A 20,277-nucleotide genomic window follows, 5' to 3' on the forward strand; every position below is an offset into this window, starting at 1 on the left:
GGGAGAAATTTCAGTGGATACACAGATTAAATTTATTGGGAAAATAAGGTCAGTTTTAAAAACCAGGTCTCAGTGTCCTAGGCAGGCAACTTATGACCTTGAACCTGCTAAACTAATAATTGAGAAAGATTTCCTTGATGCAACACATGGTCTTCATATTGGTGATGAGATTTATGTATTTACCTGGTTACATCAGGGAGATAGAAATGTCCTAAAATGTCATCCCAGGGGTAATATAGTAATACCAAAGAAGGGAGTTTTTGCAACAAGGTCACCTGATAGACCAAATCCAATTGGCCTGCACAGGGTACGGATACTAAATATCCATGACAATGTTTTTACAATTCATCCAATAGAAGTAATAGATAATACCCCTGTTATTGACATAAAGATTGTCTCCTATGAAAGATATAAGATTAATTTTGGACCTTATATTGATACGGTAGTTGCAGAGGAGATAAAAAAGACAGGAGAGAGGGCGTGGATAAGAGGGCTTATATCTGGAGTCAATGGAAATATCAGCGCACTAGATAGTGAAAGACGCATGGTTATTACAAATAGCGGTGTAAACAAGGGAATGATTGAACCAGGTGATCTGGCAGTTTATGATATATCAAAGGATAAATTGCTTTCAGGCAGTCCTTCATCTGAATACAGGATGCATATTAATATCTACAAAAATCAAAGCAAGGCAAGGGCTATTTTGCACACACATCCATTAAATGTAATTTTGGCATCCGATAGGTTTGATAATTTTCTGGAAAAAATAGATGTATTTGAAAAGGAGATTTTTTTAGAAAAAATTGGATTTGTTGATCCAATAAAACCAGGCTCTATTGAGCTTGCAGATGCAGTTGGCAAAATATCCATTAAAAAACAGATGATAGTCTTAAAAAAACATGGGTTAATTGTCTTTGGTGAAAATTTGAAAGAGTGTGTTTCTTTAACTGAGGAGGTGGAAAAACTCGCAGAGATGGCAAATAAATTGGCTTAATTGTATAAAGGAAGCTGCAAAAATATACTTATTTCCCTATACAAAAATTAGAAAATACTCTGTCCAAAATATCTTCAGTAGTTACTTCTCCAGTTATTTCCTTTAGGTGCTTTACACTATTTTCAAGGTGGGAATAGATAAGGTCTGTCTCAGGATTATAAGATAATAAATCTAAAATAGCTGTTAGCTCCTTTTTGGCGTGTTTTAACTCTTGTGTCTGTCTTAGATTTGGGACTATTTCATTTGCTGGTGGCTCAATATTATCCCCCATTATTTTTTTTGCAATTGCCTCTATTAATCCATTTATATTTTCTCCAGTCTTTGCGCTAACATATATAACTTCAATACCATTTTGTTTAAAAAAGTCTATTTGTTCTGTTTTATGTCCATCTTTTGGGATATCAATTTTATTTGCAACTGAGATAATCCTGTTTTTTTCTTTTAACGATATAACCTCTTTGACCTCATTGGATAAATTTTTAGAGATATCAAATACAAGCACCATTAGATCAGCTTCTTTTATTAGCTCCAGCCCTTTTTTTACTCCGATTATCTCGATTTCATCTTTAGATTTTCTAATACCAGCAGTGTCAATAATCTTAACTGGTATGCCTTGAATATTTATAGTGTCTTCAATAAAGTCCCTTGTGGTGCCTGGAATTGGTGTGACAATTGCTCTTTCTTTTCCTAAGATGGCATTTAAAATAGAGGATTTTCCAGCATTTACCTCTCCACACAAAACAACTTTAGCTCCTTCAACTAGAGGGGAATATCTTTTGTTGTTTTCAATTAAATAGTCTATTTCCTTTAAAATAGAACCAATCTCCGTCTGAATTTTATCAGGATCAAATTCTTCTACCTCTTCATCAAAATCCATTTCAGCTACAACTTCGGCCATTATGTGTTTTAACCTGTCTTTGATAAAATCTATCTTTTGTTTTAGGGCACCGCCAAGTTTTGTAGATGCAAAAAAAAGCCCTTTTTCTCCCTTACACGATATGATTTCGTAAATAGCCTCTGCCTTGGACAGATCAATTTTATTATTTAAATATGCCCTCATTGTAAACTCGCCAGGTTTGGCCAGCCGTGCTCCCTTTTTTACCACTTCCTCAAGTACAGCTTTTACCACAACAGGGCCACCATGGCAGTTTATCTCAAATACATCTTCCCCAGTATAAGAACCAGGCCCTGGCATATAGCTCACTAGGACTTCATCTAAAATAACTCCTTTAGATGATTTGATATATCCGTGGTATAACCTATAGGGTTTTATGCGGGTGATGTTTTTGGATGATTTGAAAAGGGATGTTCCGATTGATAGGGCCAATGGACCACTTATTCTAATTATACCAATACCCCCCTGACCCAGGGGGGTAGAGATGGCACAGATTGTATCTTGCGTCATATATCTAGCCTGTTTTCCTCCTGAGTCTTTTCCTTGGTGCTATCTGCACCCTTTTTAATGGCCCTTCTCCACGGCTCTGGGTAATTATATCCTTGTCATGTTTAAGGGCCATGTGCACAACCCGTCTATGATACGAGCTAAGGGGCCTTGTGCTAAATGGTCTTCCAATGGTCTTTGCCCTTTTGGCAAGTTCCATGGCTTGTTTCTTGAGGTTATTTTCCTGTCTTTCCTTATATCCTGCGGCATCTAAATGAACATATACTTTATCTGGCCATTTTTTAGATACCATTTTATTTAAGATATATTCCAGGGCTGATATTGTCTGCCCTTCTTTTCCAATAATTAGTCCAGAATTTGGGGAATCAGCAATAGATACATTTATGTTTTTTTGTTCAATGGTTACGTCAATTTCAGAAGAGGGAGTTATATAAGATATGATGTGGTCAACCATCTCTTTTACCATGTTTTCTAATTTTTTTACATCATATTTTATTGATGCCTCAATCTTTGCTTTTCTTCCTCCAATTCCAAAGATTCCACTGGAGCCCTCTTCTATTACCTTTATTTCAAGTTCGTTTTTGTCTTTTTTAAAGTATTCACATGCCTTTTCAATTGCTGATTCAAGGTTTTTACCTTCAAATATTTTTTTTGTTTCCATAAGCTCTCCTACTAAAAGTGACTTTTGTGGTTAATTTTTCTTTAACATCCACCATTGTTGAATTATTGATAAGACATTGTTTGTTATAAAGTAAATAACCAGGCCAGATGGAAAGTTTAAAAACAGGAACGTCAAAAATACTGGCATAAGTAGCATGAGTTTTGCCTGGGTTGGATCCCCTGCACTAGGTGTCATCTTTTGTTGTAAAAACATGGTAACACCCATTAAGATTGGAGTGATATATAAGGGATCCTTTGCAGACAGGTCTGCAAGCCATATTATGTTTGTAAAAGGTAGATGATAGATAAATGGTGAATGTCTAAGTTCAATTGCCCCTAAAAGTGCCTCATAAAGTGCTATAAATACAGGAATTTGTAGTAGCATAGGTATACAGCCACCTGCTGGATTGATCTTATAGGTCTTATACAACCTCATCAGTTCTTCATTGAGCTTCTGCTTATCGTCTTTGTATTTTTCCTTTAGCTGCTGCATCAAGGGTTGAATCTTTTTCATCTGTTCCATAGACTTATAGCTTTTATGGGAAAGGGGCCAGAATAAGATCTTTATGACAATTGTCAGGATGATTATAGCAATTCCATAATTGTGGGTGTATTTGTAGAAAAAGTTAAGTGCTATAACCAGTGGTTTGGCCAGTATGTCCAGCCATCCATAGTTTATAGCAGCGCTCAAATGGTTGGGAAGCTTTTCCAAGTATTTTGCTTTTTTTGGACCAATGTAATACAGGTTTTTAAAAGATGTACCCTTGTTTGGTGGTAGATTGAGCTTGGATTCAACTGCTAGTCTGTACGTCTCATCTTCTAGTTTTGCCTTTAATGTGTAGTTAGCAGAGATTGGAACAATGGATAAAAGAAAGTAATTGTCCTCAATTCCAGCCCAATTAATTGGCTGCTTGAACTCAATACCAGGTCCAAGTTTTTTCTCGCTACTCTCTTTTTCAAGCTTATTTTCCTTTGTATAATAGACAACTTGCTTTTTGTTAAATCTAGATGAATGCTCAGGTTCAGATGGAGCAGCAATACATACCCCCAAAATACCAGCCAAAGGGTGGTTAGATGTGTTGTAAACAACTAATTCTTCTTCTATTTTATAACTGTTTCCATAGAATGTGAGTTTCCTTGAGATAAGTGTACCTTCAAATTGTGCTTTAAAGGTAAGAGTTGTTGAATCGTTTTTTGAGAGTTTAGCAGAACTACCAGAATATTCCCATTTAGCTACTTTCCAAGTTGGATTGTAATTAAAAAGAATACCAAGTGGACCTTTTCCCATTATATTTTTTGTAATCAGACAGACATTTTTGGAATCTGGTTTTATGGAGTTTTTATAACGGGTAAGCTCAAATTGTTCAAAGATCCCACCCTGCGAATTTACCTTAGCAATATAGTAAGGTGTCTCAATGGTTATGGTCTCACCTTTTGAATAACTATAATTAACATTAGTTTGATTTGGAATTGATACAGTGTTTGATTCTTTTTTAATCTGGTTGCTGCTTTGAGATTTTTCCACCTTTTTTGTGGAATTGTATTGGGTCTTTTGTTTTGGCGGTGGAAACAATGTATTCCAGACCAACAGCACCAATATGGTAAGTCCCAGTGCCAACATGAGCCTTGTGTTTTCATTCATGTCCACTTCCACTACTCCTCATTTTAAATGGATTTAAGGAAAAGGTATCTGGTACTTCATCTAGTCCCTTGCCACCTAGGGGATGGCATCTACACAGCCTCATTATGCCAAGCAAGAGGCCACGACACAGGCCAAACCTTGAAATTGCCTGAATAAAATACTCAGAACAAGTAGGTTGATACCTGCAACTAGGCGGAAGGTATGGAGAAATCAATTTTTGATAGAGTAAAATTACAGATATTACAAAATTTCTAATAAATTTAGCCATATATTCTGATTATGGATTTACGAGGGTTGATGAGAAATCAAGCTGCTTTATGACTGAACTTAAGGTTATATCCTCTTTTTTTATCCCTTTTTTTGCAACTACAACAACATCCACATCTGCGCCACTTTTCACAAACCTTGATTGTCTAAATCCCTCTCTTATAAGCCTTTTAATTCTGTTTCTAAAAACTGCGTTCCCCACTTTTTTAGTAACAGTTATCCCAAGTTTTGGCCCCAGGTGGTCTGGGATCCTCTGTTTTACAAACACTATGAAGTGTTCTGTGGTAACTTTCTTTCCTCTTAGATAGCAATCTTGATACTCTTTGGATTTTGTGATTTTTAGCATTAAACAGAACTTACACTGTAAGTCTCTTTCTACCCTTGGCCCTGCGGCGTTTTAACACCCTTCTCCCTCCTTTTGTCCTTGAGCGCACCAAAAAACCATGGGTCCTTTTCATCTTAATTTTACTTGGTTGATAGGTCCTTTTCATAACAATACCTCCTGTTATTTTTTATTGATTATAAATAACCTAAAAAAGCAAAAAACATATTTAACCTCAAAGTGTTGATAGGTCAAGGATTAAGGTTGCCCCTTCCCCATCTGTTATCTGGTTTCCCTTAAGTTCATCAGCTTGGGCTAAGAATATTTGGTAACCTTGTAAAAAATTTTGAAATAATTAGGTAGAGGTTGCCAATTTGAATTATATGGATTAATTGTTTTTATCAATAACTAACAAGGCGTGGCCAAATTTTTTAATAAAGGTTTTTGTTTACGTGCCATATAAATTTTAATTAAAAAACAAGTAGAGACATTAGGTTCTGCTTAAAGGAGGTTCAAAATATGTCTACTATTATACCTGAAGAAAAAAAATTAAGGGATGCAATTGCCTGGATTTCTGAAAACAAAGGGAATAAGAAGGATGAAGAATTGATCAAAGAGGCATCCTTTAGGTTTAATCTAAATCCAAAAGAAGAAGAATATTTAATAAGGGTCTTTTTAAAACAGGACAAACAAGATAAATAGTTATGGGGTTAAAGCTTCTATACCGCAAGATGTCTTTGGAGATATTGGAGGTGTTTTTTGTGTGTCTTGCGGTATTTATTTCAATTATTTTAATTGGAAGGCTTATTCAGCTAGGGAAGATACTTATCTCTCTAGATATTTCATTTAAAGATGTATTTTTTTTGATAATGTATTTATCTCCATTTTTTTTGTTTGTGCTCATGCCAGTTGCTGGCATGCTTGCCCTATTTTTGACATTCCAGCGCATGAGCACAGAGAATGAATTAGTTGCACTTAGAAGTGGCGGGGTATCCCTCTACAATATCTTGCCCTGTCCTATTTTTATTCTGCTGCTGTTTACAGGGATCAATTTCTATATTTCTTTTTACGGCATCTCATGGGGTATGGATAGATTTAATTCCTATTTATTAGACCTTGCTCAGAAAAAGACAAAGCTCTCTATAAAACCAGGGATGTTTAATTTAAAACTGCCAGGTTTTGTTATATATGCCCAAAATGTCTCACAAGACAGCGAGGTGTTGACAAATATATTTATTAAACAGGGACTGAATAATGAGAAAAAAGTAATAATTGTTGCTCCAAATGGCTTTTTAAAGTGGTTTCCCAAGAAAAAGGTCTTATATTTTTCTATCTTAAATGGTAAGATATATGAAAAACTATTTGATAGGAAAGCGTCATATATTTCATTTGGGAAATATGAGATCAGGCTGGATTTAAACCGGGTGCTAAAGTCCTTTAAGATCCATACAGATAAGCCAAAATACATGTCTTATCATATATTGCAAAAAAAGATATCAAAATATTCCAAGAGTAAATCCAGTTATTACACTGAACTTATAGAAGAAAAACATAAGCGAATAGCAATTCCAGTATCGTGCTTTATACTTGGCTTTTTGGCAATACCCCTTGGTTGGATTTTAGAGGGGATAAAGAAGTTTTATGGAACTATAATTGTTGTATTTGTATTTTTTATCTATTATGCACTTTTTGCCCTGGGTAAGAGTCTGGTGGAAGGAGGTGTTTTAATACCCTCAGTTGGAATCTGGACGCCGAATGTCTTATTTTTTGTATTTACTATTTTACTTTTTTATTTTGCAGAAAAAGAGAGAGTTAAATTTTCAACTAGGGATTGATTTTTTGGATGAGAGTTATACACAAATACCTTATTAAAAATAACCTTTCTTATCTTGGTATATGTCTTTTATCCTGCCTATCAATTTATCTTTTAGTTGATATATTTGATAGATTGGATAATTTCTTAAACAAATCTGCTCCTTTTGAAATTATTATAAAATATTTTTTGTGGAAAATACCATTAATAATATCCCAGATATTTCCATTGGTGTTTTTCATAACATTGATTATTCAATTTACTTTGATGAAAAAGAACAGGGAATGGGATGCATTAGAGGGGGGAGGTGTTTTTATTGGGAATATAATTTTATTTGTTCTATTTTATTCATTTTTATTTTCTATGATCCATATATTTTTTTCCCAGTATGTTGGAGTAATTGCAGCTAATAAAACAAATGCAATATGGGATAATCTTGGGAAGAAGAAAATCAGGGAAAATAAGATTATAAAAGATTTTTGGTTTAGAAAAGATAAGTATATAGGACATATTGGTATCTTAGATTTAAATAAAAGAAAGGGTACCCACATAGAAATCTATGAAATAGATCCATATTTTTCAAATATAAAAACTGCTTTTTTAGCAAAAAAAGTGAAAATATTAAAAGATAAATTAGCTTTATCAAAGGTGTTATTATCTCGTCCCAATGAATTTTTTGTGGAGAACAGAGATTCTTTTGTGATATATGACAAAGACATGGACATTATATTAAATATAACATCTAAGGATATTGAATCAATTCCATTATGGAAATTAAGGGGACTTATTAAAGAATTAAAAATAACAGGTACTAATGTTGAATCAATAACTACAGTGTGGTACTCTAAAATATCATATAGTTTGTCTTTGATTGTTCTGGGAATTTTATCTGTGTATATTGGTAGAAGATGTGAAATCCTTCCTGTAAATCTTGCAATCTCATTGGTTATTACCTTTGTATTTTATGGGCTATTTGTAGTAGGAACAATTTTAGGAAAACATGGAGTAGTTCCACCTATTGTAGGAGCTTTTGGAGTGCATACTGTATTTGTGCTTGTTTTGTCTTTTATTTATGTCAGTAACAGGGAAGCTATGTTTATGTAACGTTTAAAATAAATTTAAGGGTTGCTTCCCACATGGGCTTATAGTTATCAGTAAGTGTATGGTCGCCACCCTTTATTATTTTTATTTCTTTTGGACATCTTGCACTTTTATATAACATATGTGCCTCATTTGGATCAACTACCTCATCTCTATCTCCCTGTATAATCAATAGAGGTATTGGTGATATGTTTTTTGCCATGGATAATACATCCCATTTTTTTAAATCTTTAAAAAAATCATTTTTAATAATAACCTCCTTTTCATTTGCCATTAGAATGACTTTGTCTCCATGCCTTTTGGTCTTAACCTTAGAAAATAATTCATAAGGTCTGGCTACGGAATTTACGCAGATTACCCCTTTCACATAGTCAGGTTTGTGATATCCAGTATAACATATTGCAGTGGTGCCCCCAAAACTCCTTCCCATGATAAAAATCTTATTAAAGCCAAGGTCTTTTATGAAATTAACAGCGCCATTTAGGTCTTGTATCTGTCCGCTTAGAGTTATATCTTCAAATCTCCCCTGGCTCTCACCATTTCCAGAAAAATCAAATAACAGGGTGGTTATATTGTGGGAAGAAAAGTATTTTGCCATGGATATGGCCTTTCCACCACCTTCTTTTGTCCCAGAAAATCCATGACATACAATTAAGGCCGTTGAGTCTTTAGATGGCTGGTTATTTCCTATTAAAATACCTGATAATAAATTTTTTCTGTTGCCTTTAAATGAGACTTTAGTTAACATTTTGTGCCTTTTTATCTTTTCAACATTTTTAATATATCAAATGCTCCCTTTTCCTCTGCAAGTTGTTTGCAGATAGCAAATTCTTTATTTGCCTTTGAATTTTCATGTTGTTGTTGATAATATAGTCCAAGGTAGTAATGAACGTAAGGGTCATCAGGAGTTAGTAAATATGCCTTATTTAAATACTCAATGACCTTTTTAAATTCACCCTTTTCCCAGAAAAGAATGGCAAGGTTAATCATGGCCTTGGTGTCGCCTGCTTTTAGAAAATATTCCTTTGCCCTTTGATACCTATTCTGTTTGAAATAGATTACTCCCAGCGCATTTAATACTATGGGATCTTTCTTATTTTGCTCAATGTTTAGAGCTAGTTTAAGGTCTTTTTTGGCCTTTTCCAGTTCTCCTATTCTCTGCCAAATAATAGCTCTGTTGATTAATGCATCTACTAGAGATGGATCTGTTTCCAGGATTTGATTATACAATATAAGGGCCCTATTAAGGTCCCCATTTTTTAGATAAGAGTAGGCCTCTTTTAAAAGAAAAGAAAAGTCTATATTTTTTTTTGGCTTATGGTCTATTTTTTTTCTTATTTTCCTTTTTATATTTTTTTTAGGAATTGTTTTGGCCCTGTTTGGGGTTTTTAAGGGGGGAATTACCCTTTTATTTATCTCTGTGGGGGATAGAGTTGAAATAACCAATGCATTATAAATGCCGCTAAGCCTTCCTTGTTTAAGCAATGTCTTTTTTAGTAAAATTGCTTTTTGTCTTTTTTTATAGAGACCGCATCTCACTGCATATATACCTCCTATCTTTTCTATTCGGCCGTGAGGGCAAATATCCTTTCTTGAAGTAAAAATTGTTTTTAAAAAAGCTTTTGCGTTTTTAAGATATCTGAAACTTCCAATTTGGACAGTATAGTAGTTTTGAAATTTAGAAAAATTTTTGCTTTTAGTTGAATTTTTCTTAGTTAAGGACTTTCTTTTAGAAGAAGGTGTTACCTTTGTTTTTTTTATATCTCTGCTTGTTTTTATGTTGGTTTCTTTATTGTTAGTAACAATCGTTTTTTTAGTATGATTGTCCTTTTTTAACTGTGCTATGTGTCTATCTTTATCCTTTTTTGTAATTACTTGCTTTGATGATGATTTGGTAACTAATGGAACCGTTTTCCCTGTAGAGACGATTTTTTTTAAATGGCCTATGATAAAAGGTGAAATCCCTAAAATCAAAAATATTCCCAGACTGATTATTAATATCTTTCTCCACCGCTTAGTTTTACTATTTATTGAATGAAATATTTGGGAATCTGGCTCTAACTCACTAAATTTTCCTCCTTTTTTATTTTCTGCAGGTTCAAATTTATTCCCTTGAGATTCAGATTCCTTTTTAGTAAGCGCCTTTTCAATAAGACTCATAAGTTACATTCCTTAATCGCCTGTTTTACTTCTTGTTTTCCTATGGTTGCTTTAGAATTTAGATAACCTGCAACCAATGACCTCTCTGCAAGTAAATTAATGACCCTTGGAAGTCCTTTGCTCTTTTTATGAATAAGTTTTATAGCTTTCTGGTCAAAAAGATTGTGTTGGGTTCCTGCTTTAAGCAGTCTATGATTAATATAGGCACAAGTTTCATCAAGACTAAAGGGTTTCATTTCAATTTGAATTCCAATTCGTTGCGCAAGTTGTCTTAAAGATTTTTGTTTTAGCTTTTGCCTTAGTTCTGGTTGACCTATTAATAAAATCTGGATCAATTTTTCTTCATTGGTTTCAAAATTTGATAGAAGTCGCAGTTCTTCCAACATATTTGGAGATAAGGACTGGGAATCATCAACAATTAGTAATACCTTTTTATTTTCCTGAGACTTTCTGAGTAGAAATTGGTATATTTTTTGGAGGAGGCGTGCCTTACTTATATTGTCTATGTCTTCTCCAACTTCCTTATTAAATTCTAGATCCATCAATAAAAATCTAAGAAGGTCTTCAGAATGGGTAAATGTAGGATGAAACAAGTAAGCCCTTTCTACATTGGAATCTAGAAGAGACATAAAATAGCGCAGTAATGAGGTCTTGCCCACTCCAACTTCACCTGTTATCACCATAAAACCTATATTTTGGTTTAATCCATAATGTAGAGTTGTAATAATGTTTTTTATTTTTGGGGTAATAAAAAAATTTTGGACAGAAGGAGATAATTTAAAGGGATTTTCTATTAACCCGTAAAATTCTTTATACATTTTTACTCTCTTATAATTTGGTGCTCGGTATTATTTGATATTTGTTTGTATATTTTTATAACCTAGACTTTTCAAGTCTTTTTTTCCTGTAAGGTGCGGAACAATTACCATAACTAGTTCAGAGTAATTTTTAGAGTCTGAGTTATAGCTAAAAATATGTCCTAAGATAGGCAAATCCCCTAGAACAGGAACCTTGTTAGTTGTTTTATTTGTTGTTTCTTGAATGAGTCCTGAAATGATTATAGGCTGTCCGTCCTGGGCCTTAACAATAGTGCTCGTTTCTCTTGTTTCCATAATTGGTATATTTTGTAAAGGTGCCGAGGGAATGCCTGTAGGGACGCTTTTTTCTCCTACCTTTTTGTTAATTGTAGGGACGATTTTCAAGATGATTTCTCCTGATGAACTAATTTGGGGTGTCACATTTAAAGTAATTCCTACGAATAAGGGATTAAGTTTACTGGTAACGCTGCTGGTAGCTAGTCCTGCTTGAGCGGATGTAGTGGTCTGTTCATAGGTTATATAAAAATCATTTGTGCCAACAGAAACAATAGCAGGTTGATTGTTTAAAGTCATAAGTTGTGGCCTGGATATTGCTTTAACTGTTCCTTGAGTCTTTAAAAAGGAGATTAACGAGTCAATATTCCACTGATAAGCAACAGTGGAAGTAAGTGAATGTAAAATCCCTACCTGGAGATTTCCTCCAGGGACAGAAGGAAAAGGTGATGTTGCCAAGGGCGAGGTAACGCCTTGACCTGAAGTAGACGTGGAGCCACCAGAAGAAGATTGTGTTGCCTGGGATGTCATCTGGGTATTTATTATTTGACGAAGTTGAGGCATTTTATAAATCTCTAATAAACCTGGAAATTTGCTCCAATCAATTCCTACTTCATGTCCCCTGTTTAAAGTTACTTCAAAGATTTGGACATCTATAAGCACCTGCAGGGAGAGGTTTTCTTTTACTTTGGAAATAAATTCCTCAACCTTTTTCATTAGCTCAGGTGTAGTAGTTACTACTACAGTGCCTGTTTGAGGATTGATGGTATATGTCCCAATAAGCTGATTTGTAGTTTCAGAAGTTCCACCAGTATTACCATTCGTTGTTGAAGATGTAGATGTAGTAGTCTGTCCTTGAGTAGTGGAGAAAGTTGAGAAATTAGGCACATTTCCCTCAGCAAGCTCTTTTTTTAAAATTTCTTTGTGAATGGAGAGCATTTCCAGTTGTTGCTTTTGAATTTCCTTTTGATATTGAGTTTGATAAGGTAATAGGTCTATTTGTTGTTTAAGCACTTTGCGGTTGTATTCACTCTGGAGTACGTTATATAAAGGATCTTTAAGTATTTCTTTTAGGTCTTTTTCAAAATTTTCCCAGAAATTGATTACTTCGCTACTGGCAATGGAAATATTTCCACTGTTTGAAGACTGTTTTAATACACTACTACTTCCTTCTGATGTCCCACCTCCAGAGCCAGAACTAAGAGAAATGTTAGTATTACTCTTACCTTCTCTAACACTTACTATATAATCAATATGAAAGAATTTAGTACACATTCTAGAAATCCTTATGTAATAAGGATAAGGCTTAAAATAAAGGTCATGGGCTGTAAGGATAGCTCGAAGGGCGTGAGAGAGAGGGACATTTGTTAAATTTACACTTACCTTTGAATCCTCTACATCCTCATCAAAAACAATGTTCACTCCGGCTTGTTTAGCCAAGGAAAGAATAACTTCTTTTAGACTGGCATCTTTAAGGGTAAGAGAAACTGGTGTACTTAGATTAGGATAATTTGATGGTCTTTTGGCCTCGATTACAGGCGGTGGAACCCATAAATTTTTTTTTGGTTGGTTATGTATTATTTTCTGTTTTTTTATTCGAACTTTATTTTTATTTCCCATATCCTTAGGAAAATTTTGGGAAGTAGCACATCCTAATAATAAAAGCATTAAAAAATAAATTAGATATCGCATATTAACTCCTAACTAAGGCGAAAGGTGATAAATTTGTTTCCCTTTTTTAATAATAACGACTTTAGGTGTTATTTTTTGTATTAAATATCCTTTTATAGTTTCTCCTTCAAAAACTGTTCTTCCATTTATGATAGCCATCCATATGTTTCCTATTTTTATAATACCATGTATTCTTGGAAGAGTTGTCTTAAAAAGAGCAGTTTTTATCTCTACCTCATTTTGTGAAAGAAATGGTTCTCTATATTTTGATCTTTTTCTAAGAGAATCAAGATATTTCTTTACTTGTGCAAAAGTTAACATATGTGTGCCAGACTCAATTTTTTTTGAAGGAATGGGTGTTTCAAATAGAGAAAGTGGTTCTTTAACCATCTCTTCCACAATAATAGAATGGTTAAAGAATTTAATAAAATAATAATAAATTACACAAATTAAAGTCATCAGAAATACACAAAGTATGGACCGATAAGATATATTTAATTTATTTAACAAGAGCTTCAAATTATTGCTCCTCAATATGATAATAGTAAATACACTTTAAAAATACCAAGAGATTCATACCTGATTTTTGGATTCTCATTTCATTTATGTTCCAAAATCCAATTTTACCTTTATCTGACATTATAATATCATTTTCTTGTTTTTTAATTGGGGGGAATAACTCATTTAAAAAATCTTGTAAATATGCATATCTAGTAAATCTTGTCTCCATTAATATACCCATCTTGGAAGTTTTGTTTAAAGAAGATGGATTTAATGAAGGTCCTCTATTCATACTATTGGTTTGATTTACTATAGGATTTAATTGACAACGTATGAGTCTTGCATGGTGTTTTTTAGCTATTAAATTGAGATAATTTAATAAAGATGCCTTTGCTTCGATGCTATTTTTAAAACCTTCGATACTATTTCTTTCTTTAATTTTATCTAATAATTTCAATTTTTGCAGTAAATTATTCTGTTTTTTAAGTTCTCTTTCAATATCTTTTTCAATATTGGAAATTTTACAGATTTTATCTTGAATATTAAAAATAAAAAAAATATTGAAAATAGAGATAATAAAGAGAAAGATGACTATATAAAAGTGTCTTAGAAAGATTTGGATCCTTTTCATAAAATTTACTTACTTTTAATATTTTTTGATTTTGCAGTTAATATACGCGATAAATTTAAATTTAATATAAATGTGCCTTTTTCAAGAAGATTAGAGGTATCCATATCATTTATTTTTTGTATTAATATACAATGATCTAAATTATAGATAAATTTTTCAAAAATTTTGTTTCTCTGTAATACGTCAGGAGTTAAGACCTTTCCTTCAATTAAAATATTATTTGCTCCAGGAGAATCTTCCCAAAACAGTCGAGTAAGAACTATTTTAGAAGGTACTAAATATGGTAAGACCTTTAGAGTGAAAAATAGCTCATAATTTTTTTTAGTTGAGAGCTGTTCACGTCGATACCTTGGTGTTATCATCATTTTTATTGCCTTTTTTATTTCGCTTCTAGGATATTTTATTACTCTTTTTTTTACAAGATTTGCCTGATAGAGTATTTTATTTAAATTGTCCATTTTTATATTATAATTTGAACAATATTTTAAAATGGTATTAAGAGTAATCAAAAAGAGAATTAAGGCAATACCTTGAAAAAAAAGAGAAGTTTTTTTTATACGTCTTTCAAAGACAAATTCAGGAGGAAGAAGAGAAGTTATGTCAAGATAATGATGAATAGACCAGAGATCTAAGATAAGACATCTATCTTTTTCTCTAAATTTTAAGGCAGGTAAATTTAGATCAAGATAAAGTTCTTGTTTACGTTCTTTAAAAAAATTATAAACCTCTTCAGAATCAGAGAAAAGAGTTATGTATTTTGCTTCTAGTTTAAATTTTTGTTTTGCGTAAAATATTGATCTTCTAAATTCCATGTCCAACTCTGATTGCCAACTGGTTTGCTGGAATTCTTCAGAGTCAAGAAATGAAGTGGTTAATTGGAATTTGCGATGAAATGTATATATTTTATTTTGAAAGGCCAAAAAATAGACTTTATTTTGGAAAAAAAATAGAACAAAGTCTTCATCATGTGTTGCATAGTCTTCACCGATTTTGATTAACAAATCAATATCTAGAAAAACATCCAAAATTTCTAGACCATTTGTCTTTAGTGTAGTTAAAAATGATTCAATAGGAGTTCGTCTGGCAACAAAGAGAAGAAATGCTATTTGTGTTATTGGTCCATCTTGTTTTTTCCATAAAGCTCGCCAGTTAACAATATAATCTGTTTTTAACGACTCTAAACTCTTTTCTGAGACCAATTCCAATGCCTCGTATCTCATGATACGAGGAATCTTCATACCTTTAGTTTTATTTAGAGACACCACTTTTGATTTTATATCTTCTTCAGAAATTAATAAATAACCCTTTCCTTTTGGTGGAGACTTTAAAAATTCATTTAATGGTATTACTTCTATTTGTGATTTTTTTTGTATAAATATTTTATCTTTTTGCCAATATAAAAGATATCTTTGTGTGTCTATTTTTTTGTTCTTTTTTTTGCTAAAAATAGAAAAAATACCCTCCATCTTAGAGAGATATCTTAATATAAAATATTTTTTTAACGTTGAACTTTGAATCTTGAACATTGAACTTTAAATCACTATGTAATCTTTCCAAGCATGTTATAGATTGGCCATAGAACAGATATAACAATAATTAAAATTATCGAAGCTACAAATATAAGAAGAGCAGGTTCAATAATGGTTGTAATATTTTTTACATCCCTTTCTAATGCATCATTAAAATATGTATTTAATTCCTTAAATGTTTCTTCCAGATTACCAGTTGTCTCACCTATTTTAATGCTCCTCACTAATAAAGATGGAAAATCTTTAGCTAATTCTATGGCTGTGCCCAATTGTTCTCCTTCTTCTAAAAGGTATTTGATCCTTTCAATTTTTTTTGCATAAAATCGATTACTTACCACTTCTTTTACTACATCTAATGTTTGATAGATTTGAATTCCTGCTTGATAAAGAAGTCCAATATATTGGGTGAATCTTGCCAAAATAAGATTTAAGAATATCTTTCCTAGATAAGGAATTCTTAACTTATATTTATCCCAATAGTAGAGGAGCTTTGGAGAAGATCTAACAAAAAAAATAGAGCAGATGAATAAAAATAGCAGGACGATAAAGATATACCAATAGTGTGTCATAACATTGTTAAATTTAATAAGTAATCGTGTTGGTAGAGGCAGAGGCATGTTAAGTTCTGTCAAAAATTTAGTTAATTGGGGAATAACTACAACAATGAAAATGATTAATGTAATGATGATAAGGACACTGACAATAATGGGATATAGTAATGCGTGCTTTATTTTATTTTGAGTTTCATGTACCCAGGATAGATATTTTGCCAATTCTAAAAATACCTTATCTAAACTACCAGAGGCTTCTCCTGCTGCAATAATAGATGTATAAGACTTTGGGAACACGTATGAGTGATGGGATAGGGCTTCAGTTAGAGAAAGTCCTGCTCCCACTTCCCTTCTTACTGCTTGTAAGACCTTTTTAAATGTGTGATTTTTTAAATTTTCTTCAAGGTCTTTTAATCCTTCAAAAAGAGGGATTCCACTTCTTAAGATATAGTTCATGTGTCTAGAAAATTCTATAAGGTCTTCAAGACCTATGCGTGGCTTAAATAGAGACCTAAGATAAGAGCGCCCTACTTTAATTAAAAGCAGGTTTTGATCTTGTACCCACTTATAAAGGGAATATTCATCTGGAAATTCAGCTATGCCCTTTATCAAATTTCCATCTTTATCTATGGCCTGATAAGAAAACATGACCATTAGACTATCCTCAAGACTTCTTCAACAGTGGTAATTCCTTTGACAGCTTTTAAAAGCCCATCTTCTAGCATTGAGATAAATCCCTGCTCTCTCACTAAGGCCTCAATTTTTGATTCTTCTTCTCTTTTTACAATCAGGTCAGTTACTTCAGGAGTAACTTCAAATATCTCACTCACACACGTTCTTTTTAGATATCCCGTATGATTGCATTTTTCACATCCCTTTCCTTTATAAAGGGTAATTTCTGAATCAGATTCCAATTTTATATATTGCTCTATGACCTTTATTTCATGTTCAGATGGTTTATATGGTTCTCTACAAAATGGGCATATCATCCTGACAAGTCTTTGGCCAGCAATACCAGCCAATGAGGAGCCAAGAATATATGGACTCGCACCCATATAGAGAAGTCTTGAAATAGCAGAAATGGCCGTGTTGGTGTGTAAGGTAGAAAGGACTAGATGGCCAGTTAATGCAGCATGCAAAGCAATTTCTAAAGTTTCACTATCTCTGATTTCACCAACTAAAATTACGTCAGGGTCCTGGCGCATAAGGGCCCGTAGCCCTTTAGCAAAGGTAAAATTTGATTTTGGATTTATTTGAGATTGTCTTATAAATGGAAGTTTATATTCAATTGGGTCTTCTATTGTCATTATATTAATTTGTGTGGAATTTTTTTCCATTAACGCTGCATAAAGAGTGGTGGTTTTACCTGACCCTGTTGGGCCTGTAATTAGTATTAGTCCATAATTATGGGACAAGATCCTATGAAATGTTTCCAGTTGCTTAGGGGAATACCCAATATCTGAAATTTTTGTAATAAGTTTGGATTTATCCAAAATCCTTAATACTATATTTTCCCCTTCAGCAGTTGGGCAGGTAGAAACACGCAGGTCTATATGTCTTCCAGCAAAGTAAAATCCAATTCTTCCATCCTGGGGAACACGGGTCTCAGAAATATCTAAACTGGCCATTATCTTTATCCTGGATACAATACTCCTTGTAAGTTCTCTTGGAAGCAATTTCCAAACATGTAGGATACCATCCACTCTGTAGCGCACCATCAAGACATTTTTTTCAGGTTCTAGATGTATATCAGTTGCCCTCTTTTTTATGGCGGTAACAATGATGTAATTAACTAGCTTAATCACTGGAGGTTCCTCAAGTCCTAAATCTGCAACACCAGCCACTTCTAATGCCTTTTTAACTACATCATCAAATGTTTCTGTTTCAGTATACCAGAGATCAATGGCCTTATTTATCTCTTCTTCAGGAGCGCAAACAGTTTCTATTGTTTTACCTGTTAAGTTTCTAAGGGTATCTACGGATACAATATCAAAGGGATCAGCTACAACTACTGTTAAGACATTTTCTTCAACATGGAGGGGAACTACTTTATATTTTTGTGCTATATCTTGAGGCACTAAAGATAAGGCTTGGGGATCTGGTACTATGTCTTCTAAAGAGGATAGATATTTTACCTCTAAATTATCGCTTAAAATAGACGAGATACTTCCTTGATCAACAAAACCTAAATCCAATAAGATTTCACCCAGTAATTTATTGGTAGATTTTTGAATCTCCAAGGCAATTTTTAACTGTTCAGGTGTAATCAGTCCCCTGGCTAAAAGAACATCCCCTAATCTTTTGGGTGACCTTTCTTTTTCTTTAACTTTTCCATGAGTTACTTCCTGCATTAGGTCCCCTCCAAATTTTTAGCCAAAAATAACAAAATGGCCGTTAAAAGGCAATTATTAATTGTCAGCTCTTAAGAGGATGTGTAAAATGTGATGAAATAAAAAATAGAAGATGGTGTACAAAAAATAGATAAATTTAGAGAAATTTTCAATTTTAATTATGGTTAAGTTCGTCACTCTTACTATCTATCTACATTTGCCGCATCCTCTTCATTAGAGGTTACCGTGTACAGGATTTTGGGGACTCCCTAGGAATGACATTGAGAGTCCTTAACACTTAAGCCATTCCATTCAACACATGTATCTCTATTACCGCCTCCAAAGTCTGCCTTTTCGCAGTCTGAAAAAGAGAATATAGGTGAGGTTGAACAAGCATTATCTAAATAACCCTTGGTTGCTTTTTGAACAAATGCTCCTGTTCCATTTGGGATTTTTGTACAAGATGTATAATTATCTCCACCTAACACCCAGATATCAACACCGCTTTTATTATAAAGACGATAAAATTCTTTGCCGCACCCGAGTTTATTGTATAAAAATGCAAAGATTTCCCATTTTACTATATCGTCAATATCTGGATTTTGGGTCTCGTAATCTCTATCTCCATCATTATTTTCGCCATCAAATTGTTTATTAATGCCTGATGCTAAAATCACAAAGGGCACTTCTGTCCAGTTAGATCCACTATCAACACTAATTCGGGTTGTGGAGGTATTAATCTGGTTCATATATGCGCCTAATTGGTGACAGATGTTTTGAGGAGTGGTATCGGTAAGACTGCCCTGCGCACTAGGACTTCCTGCAACGTCATAGTGGAATATTTTTCCAAAGGGATCCGAAACATCTGCCCTTGGGAGCCCTAGGTCGTGATAAGGAACGAAGCCACTAAATGTGTCTCCTTTTCCATCACCATTACTATCAGCATAAGGTAAATGTCCATTTTTTATAAGAAATCCCTCAAGAGCGTCTTTTACAAGCTCTAGTTTGTTTTCACACCTTTTAATGCGATTTGTTTTTGAGAGATTAAACATTAAGTTGAGCGAAAGACTAAGCAATAGCCCAACTACAACCAACACTAAGGCCATTTCTAAAAGGCTAAAACCAGCTTTATTCCTACAAGATACCATAATCACATCCATAACTTAATTTTTTATCTATCGAACCACCAATAAAGTGTATTTGCATTATTTACGTCTCTAACAGAATCATAGTTGCCTCCTTGCCATCTTACGTTTCCCTTTTGGGCATTACCATCATCAATTTTTTGGTCAATTGATTGGGCTACCCAGGCTGGAACTCTGGTGGCAACGATTCTATTATAATTTTGATAAGGTCTAGCACCTCCTTCAAAGGAAAATTCCCCATTAAATATATGTCTTTTATCATTCTCCTGGACAAGTTGCTGTTTTTCTAATTCATCCCAAGCCTTATCATTATCATCTATGATTCCATCTGGTGGATTTGAGATATCCCCTGCATATCTTCCCATTCTTTCTAAATAGGTAAGTTGGGCTGAGGCTACCATTTGTAATTTAGAAAAAAAGTTTTTCTCCTTGGCACTCTTTATTAGCTCTTTTCCTCTCAACACAGC

At 33.5% G+C, this 20,277-nt stretch carries 21 protein-coding genes; 4 read left to right on the forward strand and 17 right to left on the reverse strand.

The features are described from left to right. The first annotated feature begins 13 nt into the window (after nucleotides 1–13). Nucleotides 14–994, forward strand: a complete 981-nt coding sequence (gene tsaA / locus ACY2V1_RS05990; RefSeq protein WP_461833889.1) for a tRNA (N6-threonylcarbamoyladenosine(37)-N6)-methyltransferase TrmO — start codon at nucleotides 14–16, stop codon at nucleotides 992–994. 28 nt (nucleotides 995–1,022) lie between these two features. On the opposite strand, the gene mnmE is transcribed toward tsaA, so the two are convergent. From mnmE to rpmH, 6 genes are read right to left on the reverse strand one after another with little or no spacing between them, the layout of a single operon-like run. Next, nucleotides 1,023–2,399 (reverse strand): tRNA uridine-5-carboxymethylaminomethyl(34) synthesis GTPase MnmE, encoded by a 1,377-nt coding sequence (gene mnmE / locus ACY2V1_RS05995; RefSeq protein WP_461833890.1) that lies wholly within the window; start codon nucleotides 2,397–2,399, stop codon nucleotides 1,023–1,025. A gap of 4 nt (nucleotides 2,400–2,403) precedes the next feature. Beyond that, complete coding sequence (gene jag, locus ACY2V1_RS06000; protein ID WP_461833891.1) at nucleotides 2,404–3,057, reverse strand: RNA-binding cell elongation regulator Jag/EloR; 654 nt, start codon at nucleotides 3,055–3,057, stop codon at nucleotides 2,404–2,406. Between the two features lie 30 nt (nucleotides 3,058–3,087). After that, nucleotides 3,088–4,698 (reverse strand): membrane protein insertase YidC, encoded by a 1,611-nt coding sequence (gene yidC, locus ACY2V1_RS06005; RefSeq protein WP_461833892.1) that lies wholly within the window; start codon nucleotides 4,696–4,698, stop codon nucleotides 3,088–3,090. Next, nucleotides 4,691–4,966 carry a membrane protein insertion efficiency factor YidD gene (gene yidD / locus ACY2V1_RS06010; protein ID WP_461833893.1) on the reverse strand — a complete coding sequence of 92 codons (276 nt, stop codon included), beginning with the start codon at nucleotides 4,964–4,966 and terminating at the stop codon, nucleotides 4,691–4,693. Before yidD ends, yidC begins: the two co-directional genes overlap by 8 nt. A 9-nt stretch (nucleotides 4,967–4,975) precedes the next feature. Beyond that, nucleotides 4,976–5,311, reverse strand: coding sequence for a ribonuclease P protein component (gene rnpA / locus ACY2V1_RS06015; RefSeq protein ID WP_461833894.1), 336 nt, complete (start codon nucleotides 5,309–5,311; stop codon nucleotides 4,976–4,978). Nucleotides 5,312–5,321: 10 nt separating this feature from the next. Then, nucleotides 5,322–5,456, reverse strand: a complete 135-nt coding sequence (gene rpmH, locus ACY2V1_RS06020; RefSeq protein WP_461833895.1) for a 50S ribosomal protein L34 — start codon at nucleotides 5,454–5,456, stop codon at nucleotides 5,322–5,324. Nucleotides 5,457–5,806: 350 nt separating this feature from the next. Here rpmH and ACY2V1_RS06025 point away from each other — a divergent pair, with 350 nt between their 5' ends. The 3 genes from ACY2V1_RS06025 to ACY2V1_RS06035 are packed head-to-tail and all read left to right on the forward strand — an operon-like array spanning nucleotide 5,807 to nucleotide 8,204. After that, complete coding sequence (locus ACY2V1_RS06025) at nucleotides 5,807–5,989, forward strand: hypothetical protein (protein ID WP_461833896.1); 183 nt, start codon at nucleotides 5,807–5,809, stop codon at nucleotides 5,987–5,989. 2 nt (nucleotides 5,990–5,991) lie between these two features. Further along, a complete protein-coding gene (locus tag ACY2V1_RS06030; protein WP_461833897.1) occupies nucleotides 5,992–7,122 on the forward strand; it encodes an LptF/LptG family permease in 1,131 nt (376 codons plus the stop codon). An 8-nt stretch (nucleotides 7,123–7,130) separates the two neighbouring features. Further along, nucleotides 7,131–8,204: an LptF/LptG family permease gene (locus tag ACY2V1_RS06035; protein ID WP_461833898.1), complete on the forward strand. Its 1,074-nt coding sequence runs from the start codon at nucleotides 7,131–7,133 to the stop codon at nucleotides 8,202–8,204. Here ACY2V1_RS06035 and ACY2V1_RS06040 read toward each other — a convergent pair. The 11 genes from ACY2V1_RS06040 to ACY2V1_RS06090 all read right to left on the reverse strand — a co-directional run. Next, complete coding sequence (locus ACY2V1_RS06040; protein WP_461833899.1) at nucleotides 8,197–8,949, reverse strand: alpha/beta hydrolase; 753 nt, start codon at nucleotides 8,947–8,949, stop codon at nucleotides 8,197–8,199. The two genes, ACY2V1_RS06035 and ACY2V1_RS06040, sit on opposite strands and share 8 nt — an antisense overlap. An 11-nt stretch (nucleotides 8,950–8,960) precedes the next feature. Next, on the reverse strand, nucleotides 8,961–10,361 hold the full coding sequence (locus ACY2V1_RS06045; protein ID WP_461833900.1) for a tetratricopeptide repeat protein: 1,401 nt from the start codon (nucleotides 10,359–10,361) through the stop codon (nucleotides 8,961–8,963). Beyond that, nucleotides 10,358–11,179, reverse strand: a complete 822-nt coding sequence (locus tag ACY2V1_RS06050; protein ID WP_461833901.1) for an ExeA family protein — start codon at nucleotides 11,177–11,179, stop codon at nucleotides 10,358–10,360. The genes ACY2V1_RS06045 and ACY2V1_RS06050 overlap by 4 nt, the downstream gene beginning before the upstream one ends. Before the next feature lie 30 nt (nucleotides 11,180–11,209). After that, nucleotides 11,210–13,144: a secretin GspD/PilQ domain-containing protein gene (locus ACY2V1_RS06055; protein WP_461833902.1), complete on the reverse strand. Its 1,935-nt coding sequence runs from the start codon at nucleotides 13,142–13,144 to the stop codon at nucleotides 11,210–11,212. A gap of 12 nt (nucleotides 13,145–13,156) precedes the next feature. After that, on the reverse strand, nucleotides 13,157–13,642 hold the full coding sequence (locus ACY2V1_RS06060; RefSeq protein ID WP_461833903.1) for a hypothetical protein: 486 nt from the start codon (nucleotides 13,640–13,642) through the stop codon (nucleotides 13,157–13,159). Nucleotide 13,643: 1 nt separating this feature from the next. Then, on the reverse strand, nucleotides 13,644–14,255 hold the full coding sequence (locus ACY2V1_RS06065) for a hypothetical protein (protein WP_461833904.1): 612 nt from the start codon (nucleotides 14,253–14,255) through the stop codon (nucleotides 13,644–13,646). 5 nt (nucleotides 14,256–14,260) lie between these two features. Further along, on the reverse strand, nucleotides 14,261–15,721 hold the full coding sequence (locus ACY2V1_RS06070; RefSeq protein ID WP_461833905.1) for a hypothetical protein: 1,461 nt from the start codon (nucleotides 15,719–15,721) through the stop codon (nucleotides 14,261–14,263). 74 nt (nucleotides 15,722–15,795) lie between these two features. Beyond that, a complete protein-coding gene (locus tag ACY2V1_RS06075; RefSeq protein WP_461833906.1) occupies nucleotides 15,796–16,989 on the reverse strand; it encodes a type II secretion system F family protein in 1,194 nt (397 codons plus the stop codon). Then, the gene (locus ACY2V1_RS06080) at nucleotides 16,989–18,686 is read right to left on the reverse strand and encodes a GspE/PulE family protein (RefSeq protein ID WP_461833907.1); all 1,698 of its coding nucleotides are present in this window, start codon (nucleotides 18,684–18,686) and stop codon (nucleotides 16,989–16,991) included. Before ACY2V1_RS06080 ends, ACY2V1_RS06075 begins: the two co-directional genes overlap by 1 nt. Nucleotides 18,687–18,934: 248 nt before the next feature. Then, nucleotides 18,935–19,813 (reverse strand): prepilin-type N-terminal cleavage/methylation domain-containing protein, encoded by an 879-nt coding sequence (locus tag ACY2V1_RS06085; RefSeq protein ID WP_461833908.1) that lies wholly within the window; start codon nucleotides 19,811–19,813, stop codon nucleotides 18,935–18,937. A gap of 23 nt (nucleotides 19,814–19,836) precedes the next feature. Continuing rightward, nucleotides 19,837–20,277: hypothetical protein (locus ACY2V1_RS06090; RefSeq protein ID WP_461833909.1), on the reverse strand; the 441-nt coding region annotated here is incomplete at its 5' end.

This window comes from Desulfothermus sp. (genome assembly GCF_053993635.1).

Excerpts from the sequence above, each read along its gene's own strand:
- mnmE (WP_461833890.1), bottom strand. The coding sequence starts at position 2,399 with ATGACGCAAGATACAATCTGTGCCATCTCTACCCCCCTGGGTCAGGGG.
- jag (WP_461833891.1), bottom strand. The coding sequence starts at position 3,057 with ATGGAAACAAAAAAAATATTTGAAGGTAAAAACCTTGAATCAGCAATT.
- yidC (WP_461833892.1), bottom strand. The coding sequence starts at position 4,698 with ATGAATGAAAACACAAGGCTCATGTTGGCACTGGGACTTACCATATTG.
- yidD (WP_461833893.1), bottom strand. The coding sequence starts at position 4,966 with ATGGCTAAATTTATTAGAAATTTTGTAATATCTGTAATTTTACTCTAT.
- rnpA (WP_461833894.1), bottom strand. The coding sequence starts at position 5,311 with ATGCTAAAAATCACAAAATCCAAAGAGTATCAAGATTGCTATCTAAGA.
- rpmH (WP_461833895.1), bottom strand. The coding sequence starts at position 5,456 with ATGAAAAGGACCTATCAACCAAGTAAAATTAAGATGAAAAGGACCCAT.
- ACY2V1_RS06025 (WP_461833896.1), top strand. The coding sequence starts at position 5,807 with ATGTCTACTATTATACCTGAAGAAAAAAAATTAAGGGATGCAATTGCC.
- ACY2V1_RS06030 (WP_461833897.1), top strand. The coding sequence starts at position 5,992 with ATGGGGTTAAAGCTTCTATACCGCAAGATGTCTTTGGAGATATTGGAG.
- ACY2V1_RS06035 (WP_461833898.1), top strand. The coding sequence starts at position 7,131 with ATGAGAGTTATACACAAATACCTTATTAAAAATAACCTTTCTTATCTT.
- ACY2V1_RS06040 (WP_461833899.1), bottom strand. The coding sequence starts at position 8,949 with ATGTTAACTAAAGTCTCATTTAAAGGCAACAGAAAAAATTTATTATCA.
- ACY2V1_RS06045 (WP_461833900.1), bottom strand. The coding sequence starts at position 10,361 with ATGAGTCTTATTGAAAAGGCGCTTACTAAAAAGGAATCTGAATCTCAA.
- ACY2V1_RS06050 (WP_461833901.1), bottom strand. The coding sequence starts at position 11,179 with ATGTATAAAGAATTTTACGGGTTAATAGAAAATCCCTTTAAATTATCT.
- ACY2V1_RS06055 (WP_461833902.1), bottom strand. The coding sequence starts at position 13,144 with ATGCGATATCTAATTTATTTTTTAATGCTTTTATTATTAGGATGTGCT.
- ACY2V1_RS06065 (WP_461833904.1), bottom strand. The coding sequence starts at position 14,255 with ATGAAAAGGATCCAAATCTTTCTAAGACACTTTTATATAGTCATCTTT.
- ACY2V1_RS06070 (WP_461833905.1), bottom strand. The coding sequence starts at position 15,721 with ATGGAGGGTATTTTTTCTATTTTTAGCAAAAAAAAGAACAAAAAAATA.
- ACY2V1_RS06075 (WP_461833906.1), bottom strand. The coding sequence starts at position 16,989 with ATGGTCATGTTTTCTTATCAGGCCATAGATAAAGATGGAAATTTGATA.
- ACY2V1_RS06080 (WP_461833907.1), bottom strand. The coding sequence starts at position 18,686 with ATGCAGGAAGTAACTCATGGAAAAGTTAAAGAAAAAGAAAGGTCACCC.
- ACY2V1_RS06085 (WP_461833908.1), bottom strand. The coding sequence starts at position 19,813 with ATGGTATCTTGTAGGAATAAAGCTGGTTTTAGCCTTTTAGAAATGGCC.